General features: G+C 73.8%; 18 protein-coding genes and 1 tRNA gene. 11 read left to right on the top strand and 8 right to left on the bottom strand.

The genetic code is table 11. From position 1 onward, the window contains the following. Window positions 1-167: 167 nt before the first annotated feature. Both TR50_RS09235 and TR50_RS09230 read left to right on the top strand, forming a co-directional pair. The gene (locus tag TR50_RS09235; RefSeq protein ID WP_052440866.1) at window positions 168-743 is read left to right on the top strand and encodes a T6SS immunity protein Tdi1 domain-containing protein; all 576 of its coding nucleotides are present in this window, start codon (window positions 168-170) and stop codon (window positions 741-743) included. Window positions 744-765: 22 nt separating this feature from the next. After that, window positions 766-969, top strand: coding sequence for a hypothetical protein (locus TR50_RS09230; RefSeq protein WP_042417749.1), 204 nt, complete (start codon window positions 766-768; stop codon window positions 967-969). A 44-nt stretch (window positions 970-1,013) separates the two neighbouring features. Here TR50_RS09230 and TR50_RS09225 read toward each other — a convergent pair whose 3' ends face one another. Further along, the gene (locus TR50_RS09225) at window positions 1,014-1,472 is read right to left on the bottom strand and encodes a hypothetical protein (protein WP_052440865.1); all 459 of its coding nucleotides are present in this window, start codon (window positions 1,470-1,472) and stop codon (window positions 1,014-1,016) included. 133 nt (window positions 1,473-1,605) lie between these two features. Next, window positions 1,606-2,667, bottom strand: a complete 1,062-nt coding sequence (locus TR50_RS09220; protein ID WP_042417414.1) for an LLM class F420-dependent oxidoreductase — start codon at window positions 2,665-2,667, stop codon at window positions 1,606-1,608. Window positions 2,668-2,980: 313 nt separating this feature from the next. Between TR50_RS09220 and TR50_RS09215 the strand changes: the two genes are divergently transcribed. Next, window positions 2,981-3,964, top strand: a complete 984-nt coding sequence (locus tag TR50_RS09215; protein WP_042417410.1) for an aldo/keto reductase — start codon at window positions 2,981-2,983, stop codon at window positions 3,962-3,964. A gap of 117 nt (window positions 3,965-4,081) precedes the next feature. Beyond that, on the top strand, window positions 4,082-6,010 hold the full coding sequence (locus TR50_RS09210) for an ATP-binding domain-containing protein (protein WP_052440864.1): 1,929 nt from the start codon (window positions 4,082-4,084) through the stop codon (window positions 6,008-6,010). Window positions 6,011-6,340: 330 nt separating this feature from the next. Here the strand turns inward: TR50_RS09210 and TR50_RS09205 are convergent, their stop codons facing one another. Together TR50_RS09205 and TR50_RS09200 are read right to left on the bottom strand one after the other, a co-directional pair. After that, window positions 6,341-7,279 (bottom strand): MerR family transcriptional regulator, encoded by a 939-nt coding sequence (locus TR50_RS09205; protein WP_042417403.1) that lies wholly within the window; start codon window positions 7,277-7,279, stop codon window positions 6,341-6,343. Window positions 7,280-7,356: 77 nt separating this feature from the next. Next, the gene (locus tag TR50_RS09200) at window positions 7,357-7,944 is read right to left on the bottom strand and encodes a hypothetical protein (protein ID WP_042417399.1); all 588 of its coding nucleotides are present in this window, start codon (window positions 7,942-7,944) and stop codon (window positions 7,357-7,359) included. A gap of 212 nt (window positions 7,945-8,156) precedes the next feature. On the opposite strand from TR50_RS09200, the gene TR50_RS09195 reads away from it, so the two are divergent. After that, window positions 8,157-8,369: a DUF5703 family protein gene (locus TR50_RS09195; RefSeq protein WP_042381717.1), complete on the top strand. Its 213-nt coding sequence runs from the start codon at window positions 8,157-8,159 to the stop codon at window positions 8,367-8,369. Between the two features lie 6 nt (window positions 8,370-8,375). Here the strand turns inward: TR50_RS09195 and TR50_RS49985 are convergent, their stop codons facing one another. From TR50_RS49985 to TR50_RS09180, 3 genes are all read right to left on the bottom strand, one after another. Continuing rightward, on the bottom strand, window positions 8,376-9,233 hold the full coding sequence (locus TR50_RS49985) for a chaplin (RefSeq protein WP_052440863.1): 858 nt from the start codon (window positions 9,231-9,233) through the stop codon (window positions 8,376-8,378). A gap of 261 nt (window positions 9,234-9,494) precedes the next feature. Then, entirely contained in the window at window positions 9,495-9,737 is a 243-nt protein-coding gene (locus TR50_RS09185) for a chaplin (RefSeq protein WP_042417395.1), read from the bottom strand. Window positions 9,738-9,887: 150 nt separating this feature from the next. Further along, window positions 9,888-11,222 (bottom strand): M20/M25/M40 family metallo-hydrolase, encoded by a 1,335-nt coding sequence (locus TR50_RS09180; RefSeq protein ID WP_174514819.1) that lies wholly within the window; start codon window positions 11,220-11,222, stop codon window positions 9,888-9,890. 214 nt (window positions 11,223-11,436) lie between these two features. Here TR50_RS09180 and TR50_RS09175 point away from each other — a divergent pair. Beyond that, window positions 11,437-11,519, top strand: a tRNA-Leu gene (locus TR50_RS09175). A 114-nt stretch (window positions 11,520-11,633) separates the two neighbouring features. Here the strand turns inward: TR50_RS09175 and TR50_RS09170 are convergent. After that, entirely contained in the window at window positions 11,634-13,292 is a 1,659-nt protein-coding gene (locus TR50_RS09170) for an IclR family transcriptional regulator domain-containing protein (protein WP_042417390.1), read from the bottom strand. Between the two features lie 181 nt (window positions 13,293-13,473). Here TR50_RS09170 and TR50_RS09165 point away from each other — a divergent pair, with 181 nt between their 5' ends. The 5 genes from TR50_RS09165 to pcaB form a co-directional block, all read left to right on the top strand. Beyond that, on the top strand, window positions 13,474-14,235 hold the full coding sequence (locus tag TR50_RS09165; RefSeq protein WP_042417388.1) for a CoA transferase subunit A: 762 nt from the start codon (window positions 13,474-13,476) through the stop codon (window positions 14,233-14,235). Then, the gene (locus TR50_RS09160; protein WP_042417385.1) at window positions 14,232-14,939 is read left to right on the top strand and encodes a CoA transferase subunit B; all 708 of its coding nucleotides are present in this window, start codon (window positions 14,232-14,234) and stop codon (window positions 14,937-14,939) included. The genes TR50_RS09165 and TR50_RS09160 overlap by 4 nt, the downstream gene beginning before the upstream one ends. 9 nt (window positions 14,940-14,948) lie before the next feature. Then, window positions 14,949-15,698 carry a protocatechuate 3,4-dioxygenase subunit beta gene (gene pcaH, locus TR50_RS09155; RefSeq protein WP_042417382.1) on the top strand — a complete coding sequence of 250 codons (750 nt, stop codon included), beginning with the start codon at window positions 14,949-14,951 and terminating at the stop codon, window positions 15,696-15,698. Then, a complete protein-coding gene (gene pcaG, locus TR50_RS09150; protein WP_042417378.1) occupies window positions 15,698-16,255 on the top strand; it encodes a protocatechuate 3,4-dioxygenase subunit alpha in 558 nt (185 codons plus the stop codon). The genes pcaH and pcaG overlap by 1 nt, the downstream gene beginning before the upstream one ends. Window positions 16,256-16,304: 49 nt before the next feature. Further along, window positions 16,305-17,706: 3-carboxy-cis,cis-muconate cycloisomerase (gene pcaB / locus TR50_RS09145; RefSeq protein ID WP_063775038.1), on the top strand; the 1,402-nt coding region annotated here is incomplete at its 3' end.

The following is a 17,706-nucleotide window of genomic DNA, read 5'->3' as shown; positions in this document are numbered from 1 at the left end:
CAGGGGAGGTCAGGTCGAGGGCCGCGGCCCTATGCACTGGCTGTCAGCCAGACGAGAAACGACGAAGGGTGAGGGTGCGCCGCTCCATGGACGCCTTCAGTCCCAGCCGTGCGACCCCACGCATCTCCCACCGTGGATCGGCGCCCTCCCCGACTAGGGTGGGTGACATGTTCGACTCGCTGACCACCGCCTACCCCCTCACCGACCGGCGTGACGTCGGCGACGTGTCCGGCTTGCCCGAGCCCGTCCGAGGCGTCCTGGCGGCGCTGGGCGGTGCGACCCTGGCCGGTGGGTTCTACCGCTTCCACACGGTCGAGAGCGCGCTCGACGGGAACCGCGCGTGCAACGAACTGATCCGGGGCTTCGCGGGTGCCTACCACGTCTTCGCCTTCGACTGGCTCGGCCGCGAGCTCGCCGTGGATGTGCGCGGTGGGCAGGCCGACGGCAACGTGATCATGGTTGATCCCGAGGGCGCCGAATACCTGCACAGCGACGTGCCCCTGTCGCAGTGGCACGACGTCGTCGCCGACCAGGAGGAGGACCCGCTGGTGCACCGGTTCTTCATGGAGTGGCGTGCAGCAAACCCGACCGTCGGCGACCTGCGGTTCGACCAGGCCGTCGGCTACAAGCAGCCTCTCTTCCTCGGCGGCGCAGATGCGGTGGAGAACCTGGAGCTGAGCGACCGCGACGTGTACTTCTCGCTGTGCACGCAGATCGCGCAGCAGCTCCGGGGCAACCAGTAGCCACACGGACCGAGGACGGATGATGGCGGAGCTGCCCCGGAGCGTGGATGGGGACATCTTCGAGCACCGGATCCTGCCGGCACTCACAACGATCCGAGAGACCCTCAGCTGCTCGATCCCCGAAGCACTCGACGTCTTCAACGACCGGTACCAGGAGCTTCGCCGCGACCGCCCCGCCGAATTCACTCTCGATCCCGACGAGTACGGTCGCGGCTTCTACTCCTGAGAGTCCCTACACATGGCGAGCAGTCAGGCACCCGAGGCCGTTGATCACGCGCCCTCGGTCAAGACCTTGTTCACGGCGGCGCGAAGCCGCTGCCAGGTGGGATCCGTCGGGGCGGCCTCGGTCACCGTCGAGAGGTCCTGTCCTTCCCAGGTGCGGGTGCCGTCGGTGAGGATCAGGTCGGACTCCAGGTCGCCGTCGGCGGGGAGTTCGGAGGTGGCGGCCAGGAACGCGGTGGCTGCGGCCTTGGCGAGCTCGTGGCCGTCGGAGGCGTCAGTCGTCGTCGGCGCAGCGCTGGTGAGGACGCAGAGCAGGAACAGCTCGCCGCGGTCGGTGGCGATGAGGAGTTCGCCGGTCGGGGTCACCGTGAGCGCGGTCAAGCGGGAGTCGGAGGGGCCGTGGTGCTCGGTCGCTTCGCGGGTTTCGACGTCCACTTCGAGCAGCGAGCCCTCGGGCGTCGCGATCCAGAGGACGCCCGGGCGGGCGGCAAGGCGAGGTTGTGCCACGCCGCCCGACTCCCATCCGCCTCGCTCGCCGATCCCGACCTGACGCGGCTGCTCGCCCCGGCACGGCGAACGCACCAGGACGAGCAGGATCGGGATCCCGACAGAACGTCAGACAGCCGCGCGTTGCTTCGGCTTACGCCAGGCCGGCCTGGTCCAGAGCCTCGACCGCCGTCCGCAGGGCGAGGATGCGCTCGTCGAGGGTGAAGCCGCCCGGGGAGAGGTTGACGGTGGTGACGCCGGCGGCGGCGTAGGCCTGGAGGCGGTCGGCGATGCGGTCGCGGGTGCCGACGAGGGTGGTGGAGTCGATGAGCTGCTGCGGGACAGCCGCGGCGGCGGCCGCCTTGTCGCCGGAGAGGTAGAGCTTCTGGATCTCCTCCGCCGCCTCCTCGTAGCCCATGCGGCACGCGATGCGGTTGTAGAAGTTCTGCTCCTTGCTGCCCATGCCGCCCACGTAGAGCGCGGTGTAGTGGCGGAAGATGTCCGCCGCCGCCGCGAGGTCCGCCTCGCTGTCGCTGGCGGCGACGGCGATCGGGACGTTGGGGGCGACGTCGAAGCCGTCGAGGGTCAGGCCCGCCTTCTCGCGGCCCGCGCGGACGGAGGCGAGGGAGAGCTCGGCCTGCTCCGGGGCGAAGAAGATGCCGAGCCAGCCGTCGGCGATCTCGCCGGTCAGCTCCAGGTTCTTCGGGCCGATGGCGGCGATGTAGAGCGGGATGTGCTCGCGGACCGGGTGGATCGTCAGCTTCAGCGCCTTGCCCGGACCGCCGGGCAGCGGGAGGGTCCAGTTCGCGCCGTCGTGGGTGACCCGCTCGCGGGCCATGGCCTTGCGGATGATCTCGACGTACTCGCGGGTGCGGGCCAGCGGCTTGTCGAACTTGACGCCGTACCAGCCCTCGGAGACCTGCGGGCCGGAGACGCCGAGGCCGAGGCGGAAGCGGCCGCCGGAGAGGGTGTCCAGGGTGGCGGCGGTCATCGCCGTCATCGTGGGCGTACGGGCCGGGATCTGGAAGATCGCCGAGCCGACGTCGATCCGCTCGGTCTTGGCGGCCACGTAGGCCAGAACGGTCGCCGCGTCGGAGCCGTACGCCTCCGCCGCCCAGCAGACCGAGTAGCCGAGGCGGTCCGCCTCCTGCGCGACGGCGATGTTGTCGGCGTCGTTGCCGAGCCCCCAGTAGCCGAGGTTGATCCCGAGTCGCACGCTGTTGCCTCCTGACGAGCGGGCCGTCGGCGCAGCCTTGATGGGCGCCTGGGCCGACTCTAGCCCGCAGGTCGCCGCGGGACTACTGGCGGGTAGCAACGGTGCGTGGGCTCCCCGGCCGGGACACGCCGCCGAGTGGGTGATCCCCGATGCCCCCGGGGGCAGGTCGATCCGCGTAGGCTCGCCCCGCATCCACCGCATCTCCGCACCACCGTCACCAGCGCCACCCTCGCCGCTACCCACCCGTACCGGCGCCCCCGCCATCATCACGACCGCCACCACCGCCATCACGGACGACGGAAGGCAGCCTCCCGTGCAGCAGCGTCATCTGGGCCGTACCGGCCTGCGCGTGTCCCGCCTCGGACTGGGCACCATGACCTGGGGCCGGGACGTGGACGAACACGAGGCGGCCGACCAGCTCAAGGCCTTCGTCGACGCGGGCGGCACCCTCGTCGACACCGCCGACGTCTACGCCGACGGCGCGGCCGAGTACCTCCTCGGGCAGCTGACCGAGAGTCTGGTCCCCCGGGCCGAGCTCGTGATCGCCACCAAGGCCGGCAGCGTCCCCGACCGGGACCGCCGCTTCGACGGCTCACGCGGCCACCTGCTGCAGGCGCTCGACGGCTCGCTCAACCGCCTCGGCACCGACTACGTCGACCTCTGGCAGGTCCACGCCTTCGACGAGGACACCCCGATGGAGGAGACCCTCCAGGCGCTCGACCTGGCGGTCGCCAGCGGACGGGCCCGCTACGCGGGCGTCAGCAACTACTGCGGCTGGCAGCTGGCCAAGGCCGCGACCTGGCAGCGTGCCGTCCCCGGCCGGACCCCGCTCGCCGGGACGCAGATGGAGTACTCGCTGCTGCAACGCGGGATAGAGCGCGAGGTACTGCCCGCCGCGCTGGACGCGGGCATCGGCGTCCTGGCCTCCTCCCCGCTCGGCCGCGGCGTGCTGACCGGCAAGTACCGGCACGGCACGCCGCCGGACTCGCGCGGCGCGTCCCCGTCCTTCGGCGCGTTCGTGCAGCCGTACCTCGACGAGCGGGGACGGCGGATCGTCGACGCCGTGACGACCGCGGCCGACGGGCTGGCGACGACGCCGATGCAGGTCGCCCTCGCCTGGGTGCGCGACCGCGACGGCGTGACCGCGCCCGTCCTGGGCGCTCGCACGGCCTCGCAGCTACAGGCCGCGCTCCAGGTCGAGCGGTTGGTCCTGCCGACCGAGATCCGCGCGGCGCTCGACGACATCTCCGCGCCCGTGCACGTCTACCCGGACCAGCACTGGACGGCGCTGTACTGACCTGGTGAGCGCGAGCGGGCACCGGCTGAGCGCCGGTGAGCGGTGCGCGGGGGTGTCAGTGGGGACCGATAGCGTTTCCCGGGTAAGGAACAGTCCCCACCCGAAGGGTCACCACCGATGACCGACAGCCCGATGACCGACAGCGCAGCCATGGTCACCGAGCAGCTCGCCGAGGCGATCCGCGCGGCGGACGGCCGGGCGCAGGACGTCGACGCGCAGGCGCGCGACGCGTTGGCCGACACGGCGGCGGTCCTGGGTGAGGGCGGCGCGCCCGCGCAGCTCGCGGGCGCGGCGGTGGCCGCCCTCGGCGAGCGCGCGGCCGAGGTCCTCCGGGAGGACCCGTGGGCCGTCCTCGGCGTGCCCGGCGTGCAGCCGTCCAACGCCGACGCCTTCGCCCGCGGGCTGCTGGGCGCGGACGCCGCCCCCGGCGACGGCCGCCGGGCGGGTGCCCTGGTCCAGTGGCTCCTGGAGCGCGGCGCGCTGCACGGCCACACGGCCGTCGACCTCGCCGAGATCCGCGCGGGCCTCGCCCGCGAGGGTGTGCCGGATCCCGACGACGCCCTGCTGGCGATCGTGACGGACGGCCGCGTGATGACCTTCCAGGAGGAGGGCGACGACGAGGACGAGTCCGAGGACGGCCCGGTCGGGCGCGTCCTGCTCGCGCTCGACCGCCTCGCGCTGGCCGAGGAGAGCCTGGCGGACGGCCTGGTCCGCCTGGTCTCCACCTTCCCCGGCCCCGACGCCGCCGCGGGCGGCCCTGAGTGGCCCGGCCCCGGTGCGGAGCCCGCCGAGGGCGCGGAGGCCGAGGGTGCGGAGGGAGCCGCCGACACCGGGAGCCAGCAGAGCGGTGACGCGCCCGAGTCGCGGCCGGGGTGGGACGCGGTCGCGGCGGCAGCGCCCAACTCGTCGGCGGCCGCGCTGATCCGCGCCGTCGCCGAGACTCCGTTGGTGCTGCACACCGGCGGGGAGACCGCGCGGAACGAGCCGGTCGCGCTGTTCCACGCCGCGCGGGAGCTCGGCCTGCGCGCCGCCCTCGCCGCGGCGCACGCCGACAGCGCGCACCGGCTCAACGCCGGCGCTGAGGGCGCGGGAGGCGCAGAAGACACGGGGGACGCGGGCGCGCTGCCGCTGGCCGAGGTGCTGGCGACCACCCCGCGCGACGGGGACGGGGCCCTGGCTCTCGATCTGCTGATCGTCTGTGACGCTCCCTCGCTCGACGTCGAGCTGGCCGCGACGCTCGTCGAGTCGTTGGCCGACGGCGCGCGGCTGGTGTTCAGCGGCGACCCGGGGGATCTCTGGTCGCCCGGTCCGGGGCGGGTGTTCGCGGATCTGCTCGCGGCGAAGCCGGGCCCGGTCGTGGCCTCGCGGCAGCCGGACTTCGGGCCGATCGGCGAGCTCGTGTCCGGCATCGGCATCGGCGAGTTCGAGCCCGTCGCCTCTCCGGACAAGGAGGTCGTGCTGGTCCAGGCCCGCGACGCGGCCGAGGCGGTGCATCGGGCCGTGCAACTGCTGGGCGACTCGATCCCGCGGGCGCTCGGCATCCCGTCCGAGCAGGTCCGCGTGGTGACGCCGGTCCATGCCGGGTCGGCCGGCACGCGCGCGCTCAACACGGCGCTCAAGGCCCGGCTGAACCCGGGCCCCGGCCAGTTCGGCGGCTTCGACGCGGGCGACGCGGTCGTCCACGCGCCCTCGCCCAGCACCCTGCGTGAGGGCGTGGTCCGCCGCGCGGTCCCGGAGGGCCTGGAGGTCGCGTTCGGAGAGGAGACAGCGGTCGTCCCGCGCGAGCGCATCGGTGAGCTCCGCCACGGCTGGGCGCTGACGGCGCACCAGGCCGCCGGCCGCCGCTGGCCCGGCGTGGTCGTCGTGGCCACACCGGACGCCGGCCCGGAGCTCACCCGTCAGTGGCTCTACACGGCGTGCGGTCGCGCGGAGCGGCATCTGTCGCTGGTGAGCGGGATGGCTCCGGCAGCCCTCCAGCAGAACGTGGCAGCCCAGGTCGCCCGCCCCCGCACCACGCGCCTGCGCGCGATCCTGGCCGGCGAGTAGGCGACCGCGATCGAACGAGACGGGGATCGAGGCCGCGACCAGGACCACGATCACGACCGGGGCCGCGATCACCGCGGCGAGGAGAAGTCGGGCGTCCGGGCCGGGAGGCGGGTCAGTCCTGACCGTCAGGGCGCACTCGCCCCGACGCCGACTCCGACTCCGACTCCGGGGCGACCAGGCGGGCTCGGGATCGACGGCACCAGCCTCGGGCCCACGGCGCAGGCTGTGAACTCACAGCTGAGGCCCGGGAACCGACCGCCCGGGCCCACCACCGAGCTCTCGGACCGGCCCGGGCCCGGCCCCGGACCGGCACCGGCCCGACCACGGACGTCAGCGCGGTTCGAGGGCCTGCGGTTCCAGGGCTGCGGCGAGCCAGGTGTACGCGACCGTCCGGGACAGCGGAGGCTGCGTTCCCTGCATGACCGCCAACAGCCGCCGGTAGCGCTCGAGGCGGTCGTCGACGCCGGCGTCGAGTTGGGCCCGCAGTCGGGCGCGGACGGCCGCGCGGTGCTCGGGGGCCGGGTTGTCGAGCAGGCGGTCGACGACCTCGGCCGCGCCGGGGGCGTCCGGTGCGAGCCCGTCGCGCAGCGCGGCGCCGACCGTGGCGTCGAGGCTCTGTGCGAAGAGGCGGTGGCGGTCCGGCTCGGTGTTCCGCGCGTCCGCGTCCAGGCTGGATTCCAGGGCGGTGCGCGCGAACTGCTGGAACGCGGGATCCTGGGTCATCTCGGACAGTTCCAGCCAGGCGTCGAGCTGCTCCTGCGTCGGGGTGTCCGGCAGCGTGCGGCCACCGCCGCGCAGGCGGTCCACGAGCCGGGGCGCGGCGTCCAGCCCGTCGCAGACGCGCGCGGCGAAGTCGTCGATGATCTGCTGGCGTTCCCGTGCGGACAGCCGCGCCATGCGGTTCAGTCGGTCCATGTCCCCTTGCTCCTCCCGGTCCCCGGCGGCGATGGCGGACAGCACGGCGCGGCGCAGCCGCAGCGTGGTGATCTGCGCGTCGAGCGCGGCCACGTGCGCCGCGGCCACCTCGGCGACGGTGCGGCGACGCTCCAGCACCGCGCGCACCTCGGCGTGCCCGAGCCCGAGCTCGCGCATGGTCGCCACCAGCTCCAACCGGGCGAGCCCGGCCGCGTCGTAGAGCCGGTGCCCGCCCGCGCTGCGGGTCGCCTCGGTGACCACCCCGACCTCCGACCAGTACCGGATGGTCCGCACCGGCAGTCCGGTCCGACGTGCGAGCTCACCGATGGTGAGGAGCGCGGTGCTGCTGTCCATGGCTCGAGTCTGCGACCTCCAGCCGCTGGAGATACAAGGCCGCTGGAGACAAGCGATGGGGCAAGGGGGCGGCGTGCTCAGCTGGGGTCGGCGGGCTCCAGCTCGTCGTCGTAGTCCTCGATGACGTCGAAGCGGCAGATCAGCAGGTCCTCGTCGGCCACGTCGAACGGCTCGGCCAGCCACTCGCCCGGCTCGGCCACCGGCTCGCTCGCGACGACCCAGAGCGTGGAGTCGCCCTCCTCCAGGCCGAAGTCGGCCGCGTGGCGGGCCACCCGGTCGGGCTCGTAGTCGCCGAAGAGCGCGCGCAGCGACGCCGCGACCGTGGTGCCGCCGACGGTCTCGCGCAGGAGGCGGGGGTCGGTGACGGTGTAGTCGCGGCGGATCAGGACGGAGACCGCCTCGGGCTCGATGCGGTCGAGGAGGCCGGCGCTGCCGGGGCGGGGGACCTCGAAGGGGGTGAACTCGTCGTGGACCCGGTCCAGGAGGTCGTCGTAGACCTCCGCCGCGTCCGCCAGGGTCTCGTAGGCGCCGGCGACCCGGGGGTCCCCCACGCCTGCTCTCCCCTCGACTGCGGCGAGATGCGCGTCGATCGCGGCCTTGACCGCCTCCGCGGCGATGCGTACCTGGGCGATCTGAGCTTCCGTGGGACGCGCGACATCAGACATGGCACGCACGCTAGTCGGTCACGGGTGTCCCGCGCACGGGTGTTATCCGGGTCGTAGTAATCCGATCACGGAAAGCTCCCGCGTCGGTTGCCGTGAGGCCGCCCTGGGAAGCCTTTCTGGAGCCGGGCCGATCCCGGCCGTAGGCTTACCTCTGTCGGCCCGCGGGAGGAAGTGACTTGACCCCACCTCTGAGCAAGCCGCCGCGCAAGATCGTGCGGCAGCCTGAGTACGAGTTCCGCTCGTTGCTGCTGCCGCGCACGGTCTCCCGCAACGAGGCGCGCGCGCTGCTGACCGAGCAGGCGGAGTACGGTCACTGGGAGCTTGACCGACTCCGCCTGTACCCGGACGGGCGACGCAAGATCACGCTGAAGCGGCGGATCATCCGCCAGGTGCGCAGCCCGCTCAGCAGCTTCCTGGACGACTAGTCCCGGCTACGCCCCACGCCGCGTGCGGCGGTAGAGCAGCGCACCGCCGGCCGTGACCAGGACGCCGGCGGCCCCCATGATCATGGCTTCCTCGCCGCCACCGGTCTCGGCCAGGTGGCTGGTGCCCGGGGTCTGCGAGCCGCCGCTCGGGACGGTCTGCGGCGGCGGGGGCTGCTGTCCACCCGTGACGCCGCCGTTGCCGCCCGTCGAACCGCCCGTGTCGCAGCCGCCGGAACCGCCCATGCCCCCGCCCGCGCCGCCCATCGGGCCGGTGCACGAAGGGGTCGGCGACGGCAGGTGGCCGTGGGCGCCGTTGCCGCAGGAGTTGCCGAAGGCCGGGTTCGCGGCGCCCGGCGCGTTGACCGTGTCGCCGCAGACGTTGACCGGCACGTCGACCGGGATCTGCACCGCGTTCCCGGACCCCAACCCGGGCGAGCCGTGCGCGCCGCCCTGGGCGAGGCTGCCGGAGCCGCCGGAACCGCCGCCCGAACCCCTGGTGTCGCCCGACCCGGAGGAGTCGGCGGAGCCGTTCGACCCGCTCGCTCCGTTAGACCCGTTAGACCCGTTCGCCCCGTTCGACCCGGCGGAACTGCCCGTGCCGTGGGAGTCGCCCGAACCGCCGCGCGGCGAACCGCCGACGTTGGCGCACTTGTTGCCGTAGGCCGGGTTGAGCGCGCCGATGATGTTGACGGTGTTGCCGCAGGCGTTCACGGGCACCGCGACCGGCAGTTGGACCGCGTTGCCCGAGCCCACGCCCGGCGAATCGCTCGCGATGCCGCTCGCGCCCGAGTCGGCGAAGGCCGAGCCCGCCGCGAACCCTGCCGTGATACCCGCGGTGGAGGCCAGCACGCTCCCGGTCGCCATGACCGTGAGCAACCCGCGTTTGGCCGATTGTCGCATGTGTCGCCCTGCTCTCAGTCGTGCTCGTGCTTCTTGCTTCTCGCCCCGTGGCCCCCGTACCACTCCCAACGAGAGTGAGCGCTGCTGGGCACGGTTGACTCCGCATCAGCTCCACGGAACCGGGCGAAAAAAATCGGCACGGCCCTGGGAAGAGTGGCGCCTCCCAGGGCCGTGCCGAGCGTCACACACCGGGCGCCCGGCCCGGAGCCGCCGTCCGGGACGGGCTCAGTCGTTCACGCAGTGGTTGCCGAACGCGGGGTTGAGCAGACCGATGACGCTGATGGTGTTGCCACAGACGTTCACCGGGATGTGCACCGGGACCTGGATCAGGTTGCCGGACAGCACGCCCGGGGAACCCCAGGCCGCGCCCTGGGCCTGGGCGCCGTCGTTGGCGCTGGCGATGCCGGCCCCGGCCAGGCCGATGGCACCCGCGGCGGCGACGACGGCGGCGATCTTCTTGACCTGCATGGTGGTCTCCTCCTTCAGTGGGAACAGCCCGTTCGGTGAGCTGCATATGGGTGAACGACGCTGCGGCAAACGGGGTACGTCAGCCCTACAACGTTCACCCGCCGGAGTGAGAAGTCCGAAAATCCATGCGAGGCACCGGCGGGAACGCGTTCAGCAGGCGTCGATGAAGCGGTCGAGCACCCGGACGCCGAACTTGAGCGCGTCGACCGGCACCCGCTCGTCCACGCCGTGGAACATCCCGGCGAAGTCCAGGTCCGGCGGCAGCTGGAGCGGCGCGAAACCGAAGCAGCGGATGCCGAGGTCGGAGAAGGCCTTGGCGTCCGTGCCGCCGGAGAGCGTGTAGGGCACGGCGCGGGCGATCGGGTCCTCCGCGCGCAGCGCCTTCTGCATCGCGTCGACCAGCGGCCCGTCGAAGTCCGTCTCCACGGCCTTGTCGCTGTGCACGTCCTCGCGCTTGACGCGGGGGCCGAGGACGGCGTCGAGCTGGGTGAGGAACTCCTCCTCGTAGCCGGGCAGGAAGCGGCCGTCCACGTGGGCGGTCGCCTGGCCGGGGATGACGTTCACCTTGTAGCCGGCGCCGAGCATGGTCGGCTGCGCGGTGTTGCGCAGCGTGGCGCCGATCAGCTTGGCGATGCCGCCGAGCCGCTCCAGCGTGGTGTCCATGTCCTCCGGGTCGAGCTCGACGCCGAGGGCGTCGGAGAGCTCGTCGAGGAAGTGCCGCACGGTCTTGGTCACCCGGACCGGGAACTGGTGCCGGCCGAGGCGGGCGACGGCCTCGCACAGCTCGGTGATGGCGTTGTCCTTGTTGGTCATCGAGCCGTGGCCGGCGGTGCCGTCGACGGTCAGGCGCATCCAGTGCATGCCCTTCTCCGCCGTCTCGACCAGGTAGAGCCGCAGTTGCTCGTTGACGGTGAAGGAGAAGCCGCCGACCTCGCCGATCGCCTCGCTCACGCCCTCGAAGAGTCCGGGGTGCTTGTCGACGAGGTGGTGCGCGCCGTAGACGCCGCCGGCCTCCTCGTCGGCGAGGAAGGCGAGCACGATGTCGCGCGGGGGCTTGCGCCCGCTGCGCAGGCGGTCGCGGACGACCGCGAGGGTCATCGCGTCCATGTCCTTCATGTCGACCGCGCCGCGTCCCCAGACCATGCCGTCGGCGATCTCGCCCGCGAACGGGTGGTGCGTCCAGTCGTCCGCGTTGGCGGGCACGACGTCGGTGTGGCCGTGGATCAGCAGGGCCGGGCGGGACCGGTCCTCGCCCTCGATGCGTGCGACGGTGCTGGCGCGGCCCTTGGTGGATTCGATGATCTGCGGCTGGAGGCCGAACTCCGCCAGCTTCTCGGCGACGTACTCGGCGGCGGCGCGCTCCCCCGGGCCGGAGTTGTCGCCGTAGTTGCTGGTGTCGATCCGGATCAGGTCCCGGCACAGCTCGGCGACCTCCGCCTCGCCGAAGCCCTCCCCTTGACGGTCCGCACCCACTGACTCGCTCACGCTGCTCCGCCTCTCTCCGAAGATCTCTTCGTGCCCATCCTCCACCGGGCTCGCGCGGGGCCCAAGTGCGCCACCCGCGCACGGCGCGCATCGGCGCAGGTCCACGGCATGATCACGTCCGGGAAACCGGTTTCGGAACCACCGCTGATCTTTGCTATGGTTAACCCCGTCAGCGAGCGAGGCCGCAAGGCCGAAGCAAGCAGACGACTCCGATGCGCGGGTGGCGGAATGGCAGACGCGCTAGCTTGAGGTGCTAGTGCCCTTCGGGGCGTGGGGGTTCAAGTCCCCCCTCGCGCACGCATCGGATCGGCCCTCCCGGCCTCGCCGGGAGGGCCGATCGCTTTTCCGGGCCCGCCCGAGGCGGGGCCGGAGGTCGCAGCCGGAGGCCGCGCCTCGGAGTCGCCGCGGGGCTCAGGCCACCGGCGTGGGGGCGAAGCGGCCGGCGACGGCGAGGTCGGCCTCGATGCGGGCGGCGGCGGCGCGCAGCGCCGGGAGGACGGTGGCGCGACACTCGTCCAGCGAGCGCCGCGCGGTGTGCATGGAGACGTTGACCGCCGCGAGGACGCGGCCGTCGGCGGCGTGGATCGGGACGGCGATCGAGCGCAGCCCGTCCTCGAGCTCGCCGGTGACGACGGCGTGGCCGTCGGCCCGGGCCCGGTCGAGTGCGGCCGCCAGGGCGGCGGGGGCGGTGAGGGTGTGGGCGGTCAGCGGCCGCAGCTCCTCCCCGGCGAGGAGCGCGTCGCACGCTCCGACCGGGAGGGCGGCCAGCAGGACCCGGCCCATCGCGGTGGCGTAGGCCGGGAAGCGGGTGCCGACGCTGATGCGGACCGACATGACGCGGGAGGCCGCCACGCGCGCGGTGTAGCGGATGTCGTGACCGTCCAGGACCGCCATGGACGCGGAGTCGTGGACCTGGGTGACCAGGTCGGCCAGGTGCGGGGCGGCCAGCTCGGCCAGACTGAGGCGGGAGAGCGGGGCGTAGCCGAGCTCCAGCACCGTCGGGGTGAGGCGGAAGCTCCTGCCAGTGGTGGTGACGTATCCCAGGTGTTCGAGCGTGATCAGGGCGCGGCGGGCGGTGGCGCGGGCCAGGCCGGTGGCCTCGGCGACGGCGGACAGGCTGAGTTCGGGCCGCTCGGCGCCGAACGCGGTGGGCACGAGCAGGCCGCGCGCGAGGGACTCGATGAAGTCCGCTCCCAGCTCGTCCTTGGAGGCGGCGGTCGCGGCCGCCGTCGCGGTGCGGCCGGTGCACGGCGACGCGGCTGAGGTCGCCTGGCCGGTCCGCCCGGTCGGCGCGCGGAGCACCGCCTCCATCGTGTCGCGCGCGTCGGCGAGCGCGGGCAGGAGGGCAGCCCGCAGGTCGGGGGCGCTGTGACGGCTGGTGTGACTGACGACGCTGAGCGCGCAGACCAGCGCACCGGTCGCGTCGTGGACGGGCACGGCGAGTGCGACCAGGCCCGGCTCGATCAGCTGGTCGTCCAGAGCCCAGCCGTCCCGGGCGGCGGCCAGAGCCCGGACGCGCAGGTCCGGTACGTCGCCCAGGGCTTGAGGGAGAGCCGGGAACGGTTCCGGCCCACGCGCGGACCACGCCCGCCAGTCGTCCTCGCTCCACAGCGCGGCGAACAACGGCCCGGGGGCGGTGCGTTCGAGCGGCAGCAGGTCCCCGATGCGGAAGCTGAGCGAGAGCGTGCGGCGCCGGGTGGCCTGGTGGACGAAGCGGATGCCCGCCCCATCGGGGACCGCGAGCGAGACCGACTCGTCGAGGGTGTCGGCGAGGCGGTCGGCGATCGGACCGAGCAGGTCGGGCAGGCGGACCGAGGCCAGGTAGGCGTTGCCGACCTCCATCAGCGCGGGCGCGAGGGCCGCCGTACGGCCGTCCACGCGCAGGTAGCCGAGGCGGGCCAGCGTGGCCGCGATCCGGTCGGTGGTGGCGCGGGCCAGGCCGGTGGCGCGGGCCAGGTCGCCGAGGGAGAGCTGCTGCTGCGACGCGGCGGTGAGCGCGCGCAGGACCGCGACTCCGCGCAGGAGCGGGCCGACCGCTTCGGCGGGGGCGTCGTCGTGCGGGACGGGCATGGAGGGTCTCCCGACGGGTGTTGACAGCCGCCACGCGTGAGCGCAGACTGCGGGGCGAGCGCAAAATGAACTTTAGTTCACCAAGCGAACACGCGCAAGTACGGCGGCTCGCACGTACGGCACGCCGGGTACGACACACCGGGTACGACGAGCACCGAGGGCCGAGGAGTGAGGACTGCCCATGGACAAGGTCCAACCCAGTGCCGCGGCCGCGGTGCGCGACATCGCTGACGGCGCGTCGCTCGCGGTCGGCGGCTTCGGTCTGAGCGGCGTGCCCGACACGCTGATCCAGGCCGTGCACGCCCTCGGCGTCGCGGACCTGAGGGTGGTGTCGAACAACTGCGGCGTCGACGGCGGCGGCCTCGGCGTGCTGCTCGCGGCGGGCCGGATCTCCCGGGTGACCGGCTCCTACGTGGGCTCCAACAAGGAGTTCGCCCGCCGCTACCTCTCCGGCGAGCTGGAGGTGGAGCTCGTCCCGCAGGGGACGCTGGCCGAACGTCTGCGCGCGGGCGGCTGCGGCATCCCGGCGTTCTTCACCCCGGCCGGCGTCGGCACCCAGGTCGCCGAGGGCGGCCTGCCCTGGCGCTACACCCCCGGCGGCGCGTCCGTCGCCGTTGCCTCCCCGGCCAAGGAGCTGCGCGCGTTCGACGGGCGCGAGTACGTGCTGGAGCGCGGCATCACCACCGACTTCGCGCTGGTCCGGGCCGCACGCGGGGACCGGCACGGCAACCTCGTCTTCCACAAGGCCGCCCGCAACTTCAACCCGCTGGCGGCGATGGCCGGGCGGGTCACCATCGCCGAGGTCGAGCAACTGGTCGAGCCCGGCGAGCTGGACCCGGACGAGATCCACCTGCCCGGCGTCTTCGTGCGGCGCGTCGTCGAGCTGACGCCGCAGCAGGCCGCCGCCAAGGGCATCGAGCGAAGGACGGTGCGCACCCGATGAGCTGGACCAGGGACGAGATGGCGGCCCGCGCCGCCCGCGAACTGACCGACGGCTCCTACGTCAACCTCGGCATCGGCCTGCCGACCCTGGTGCCGGGCTTCCTGCCCGAGGGGGTCGACGTGGTGCTGCACTCGGAGAACGGGCTGCTCGGCGTCGGCCCCTACCCGACCGAGGACGAGGTCGACCCGGACTTGATCAACGCGGGCAAGGAGACGGTCACCGTGCTGCCCGGCGCGGCCTTCTTCGACTCCGCGCTCTCCTTCGGCATGATCCGCGGCGGCCACATCGACGTGGCGATCCTCGGGGCCATGCAGGTCTCCGCCCGCGGGGACCTGGCCAACTGGATGATCCCCGGAAAGATGGTCAAGGGCATGGGCGGCGCGATGGACCTGGTCCACGGCGCCGGCCGGGTGGTCGTGCTGACCGAGCACACCGCCAAGGACGGCTCCCCGAAGATCGTCGCGGAGTGCACCCTGCCGCTCACCGGCCGCCGCTGCGTGCACCGGATCATCACCGACCTCGGCGTCCTGGACGTCACCGACGCCGGTCTGGTCCTCGTCGAGACCGCGCCCGGCGTCACGCCGCAGCAGATCGCCGACCGTACCGCCGCGCCTGTCGTCGTCGACGCCGCCGCCATCGCCGCCGCCGACACCGACACCGACACCGACACCGCCGCTGCCGCTGCCGCTGCCGGGGAAAGGTAACCGCGCCCCATGTCGCCCACCCAGCAGGAGATCTCCGCCGAGATCGCCGCCCAGGCCGCACCCACCAGCGGGACAGCGCACCCCGAGCGCCGCTACCCGCCCTACCGCAGCAGCCTGCTGCGCCACCCGCGGCAGCCGCTCGTCCCCGCCGACGACCTGAAGGACCCCGACGCCGTCGAGCTCTCCGGCCCCGTCTTCGGCGTCACCGACGTCACCGAGCTCGACGCCGACCTGACGCGGCAGCACCACGGCGAGCCGCTCGGCGAGCGGATCACCGTCACCGGGCGCGTCCTCGACCGGGACGGCCGTCCCGTACGCGGCCAGCTGGTCGAGATCTGGCAGGCGAACGCCTCGGGCCGCTACGCCCACCAGCGCGACCAGCACTCCGCGCCCCTGGACCCGAACTTCACCGGCGTGGGCCGCTGCCTGACCGACGACCAGGGCCGCTACCGCTTCACCACGGTCAAGCCCGGCGCCTACCCGTGGCGCAACCACACGAACGCCTGGCGTCCGGCCCACATCCACTTCTCGCTGTTCGGCACCGCCTTCGCCCAGCGGCTGGTGACGCAGATGTACTTCCCCGGCGACCCGCTCTTCGCCTACGACCCCATCCTGCGGTCCGTCACCGACGACGCCGCGCGGCAGCGCCTCGTCGCCGCCTACGACCACGAGCTGTCCGTCCCCGAGTGGTCGCTCGGCTACCGCTGGGACGTCGTCCTGGACGGCCCCGCCGCCACCTGGACCGAGGAGGGCCGCTGATGCTCCCCACGCCTTCGCAGACCGTCGGCCCCTTCTACGGCTACGCCCTGCCGTTCCCCGACGGAGCCGCCGTGGCACCCCTGGGCCGTCCCGGGACGGTCGTGTTCCACGGCCTGGTCCTCGACGGCGAGGGCGCGCCGATCCCGGACGCGCTGCTGGAGTTCTGGCAGGCCGCCCCCGACGGCGGCCGCCAGGGCCGGGCCGGATCGATGCGCCGCGACCACACCACCGGCGGCCACGCGGGCCGTGACGGCGTCACCTTCACCGGCTTCGGCCGCGTCGCCACCGACGCCGACGGCTCCTGGTCGCTGCACACCCTGACGCCGCCCGCCGAGGCCCCGTACCTCGCGGTGTGCGTGTTCGCGCGCGGGCTGCTGCACCACCTGTTCACCCGCGTCTACCTGCCGGATGCCCGGCCCGACGAGGTCCTGCGCCGGATACCCGCCGAGCGGCGCTCCACGCTGTTCGCGCGGGAGGAGCGGCCCGGGGTGTTCGGCTTCGACATCCGCCTCCAGGGGGCCCCGCACGAGGAGACGGTCTTCCTTGACTTCGCCTGACCCGACGTCGCCTGACCGGACGTCCCATGAACCGACCGCGCCTGACCCCGTGCGCGACACCGCCTCTGAGGCGGCCCTCGACCCCGCCGACGTGGGGCTGCTGAGCCCGGTCGGCGCCGGCTCCCCCGTCGCCGCGCTCACCGGTGACGCCGCGTTCCTGCGCGCCATGCTCGACGCGGAGGCGGCGCTGACGCGCGCGCAGGCCGACCTCGGCGTGGTGTCCGCCGACGCCGCCGACGCGGTGACGCGGGCCGCCGACCGGTCCGAGCACTTCGACGTACTCTCGCTGGCACTGCGCGCCCGGTCCGGGGGCAACCCGGTGCTCCCCCTCGTCGCCGACCTGCGCGCCGCCGTGCCCGAGGAGCACGCCGACGCCGTGCACCGCGGCGCGACGAGCCAGGACATCCTCGACACCGCGACCATGCTCGTCGCCGCCCGCGTGCGGACCGTGCTGCGCACCGATCTGGAGCGGATCGCCGACCGGCTGGGCGTCCTCGCCGCCGTGCACCGGGACACGCCGCTGCCCGGCCGCACACTGACCCAGCACGCGGTGCCGACCAGCTTCGGACTGAAGGCGGCCGGCTGGCGGAGCCTGGCACTGGACGCCCGCGACCGTCTCGTCGCACTGCAACTGCCCGCGCAACTCGGCGGCGCGGCCGGAACCCTGGCCGCCCTCGGCGCGGAGGGCCCCGCCCTCGCGGACCGGTTCGCGGACGAGCTCGGACTGGATCGGCCGCTGCTGCCCTGGCACGTGCTGCGCACCCCCGTCGCGGAGTTGGGCGCGTCGCTGGCCCTGGTCGGCGGCGCGCTGGGCAAGCTCGCCGCCGACGTGCTCGTGCTCTCGCGCACGGAGATCGGCGAACTGGCCGAGGGCGCGGGCGGCGGCTCGTCCGCGATGCCGCACAAGGCCAACCCCGTCCGGGCCACGCTCATCGTCTCGGCGGCGCGTCAACTGCCCGCGCTGGCCTCGGTTCTGTTCTCCTCGATGACCGCCGAGGACGAGCGGCCCGCCGGTGCCTGGCACGCGGAGTGGCAGCCGCTGCGCGAGGCCCTGCGGTTGGCCGCGGGCGCGGCGGCCGACGCGGCCGCGCTGGTGGACGGCCTGTCCGTGGACTCCGCCCGGATGCGCGCCAACCTGCACGTCACCCACGGGCTCATCGTCTCCGAGCGGCTCGTCGACGCCCTCGCCCCGGCCCTCGGGCGCGGGACCGCGAGGGCCGTCGCCACGTCAGCGTCCCGCGAAGCCGCCGCCGACGGCGTCGACCTCGGCAGCGCGCTCGCCCGGCAGCCGGAACTCGCCCCGTGGACGGACCTCGCGCACCTCGCGGCCCTGCTCGATCCCGCCGACTACCTCGGCAGCGCCCCCCACCTCACCGACCGCGCGCTCCGCCGCCGCCCCGCTCCCGGCCCGCCCGGCCACAACCAGCCCCACCCCGACGAGCCCCGTCCCA

It is taken from the genome of Streptacidiphilus anmyonensis (genome assembly GCF_000787855.1).
GTDB classification, from domain to species: Bacteria; Actinomycetota; Actinomycetes; order Streptomycetales; family Streptomycetaceae; genus Streptacidiphilus; species Streptacidiphilus anmyonensis.
The sequence above is the reverse complement of the archived record's forward strand: the minus strand, read 5'-3'. Positions and strand labels throughout refer to the sequence as shown.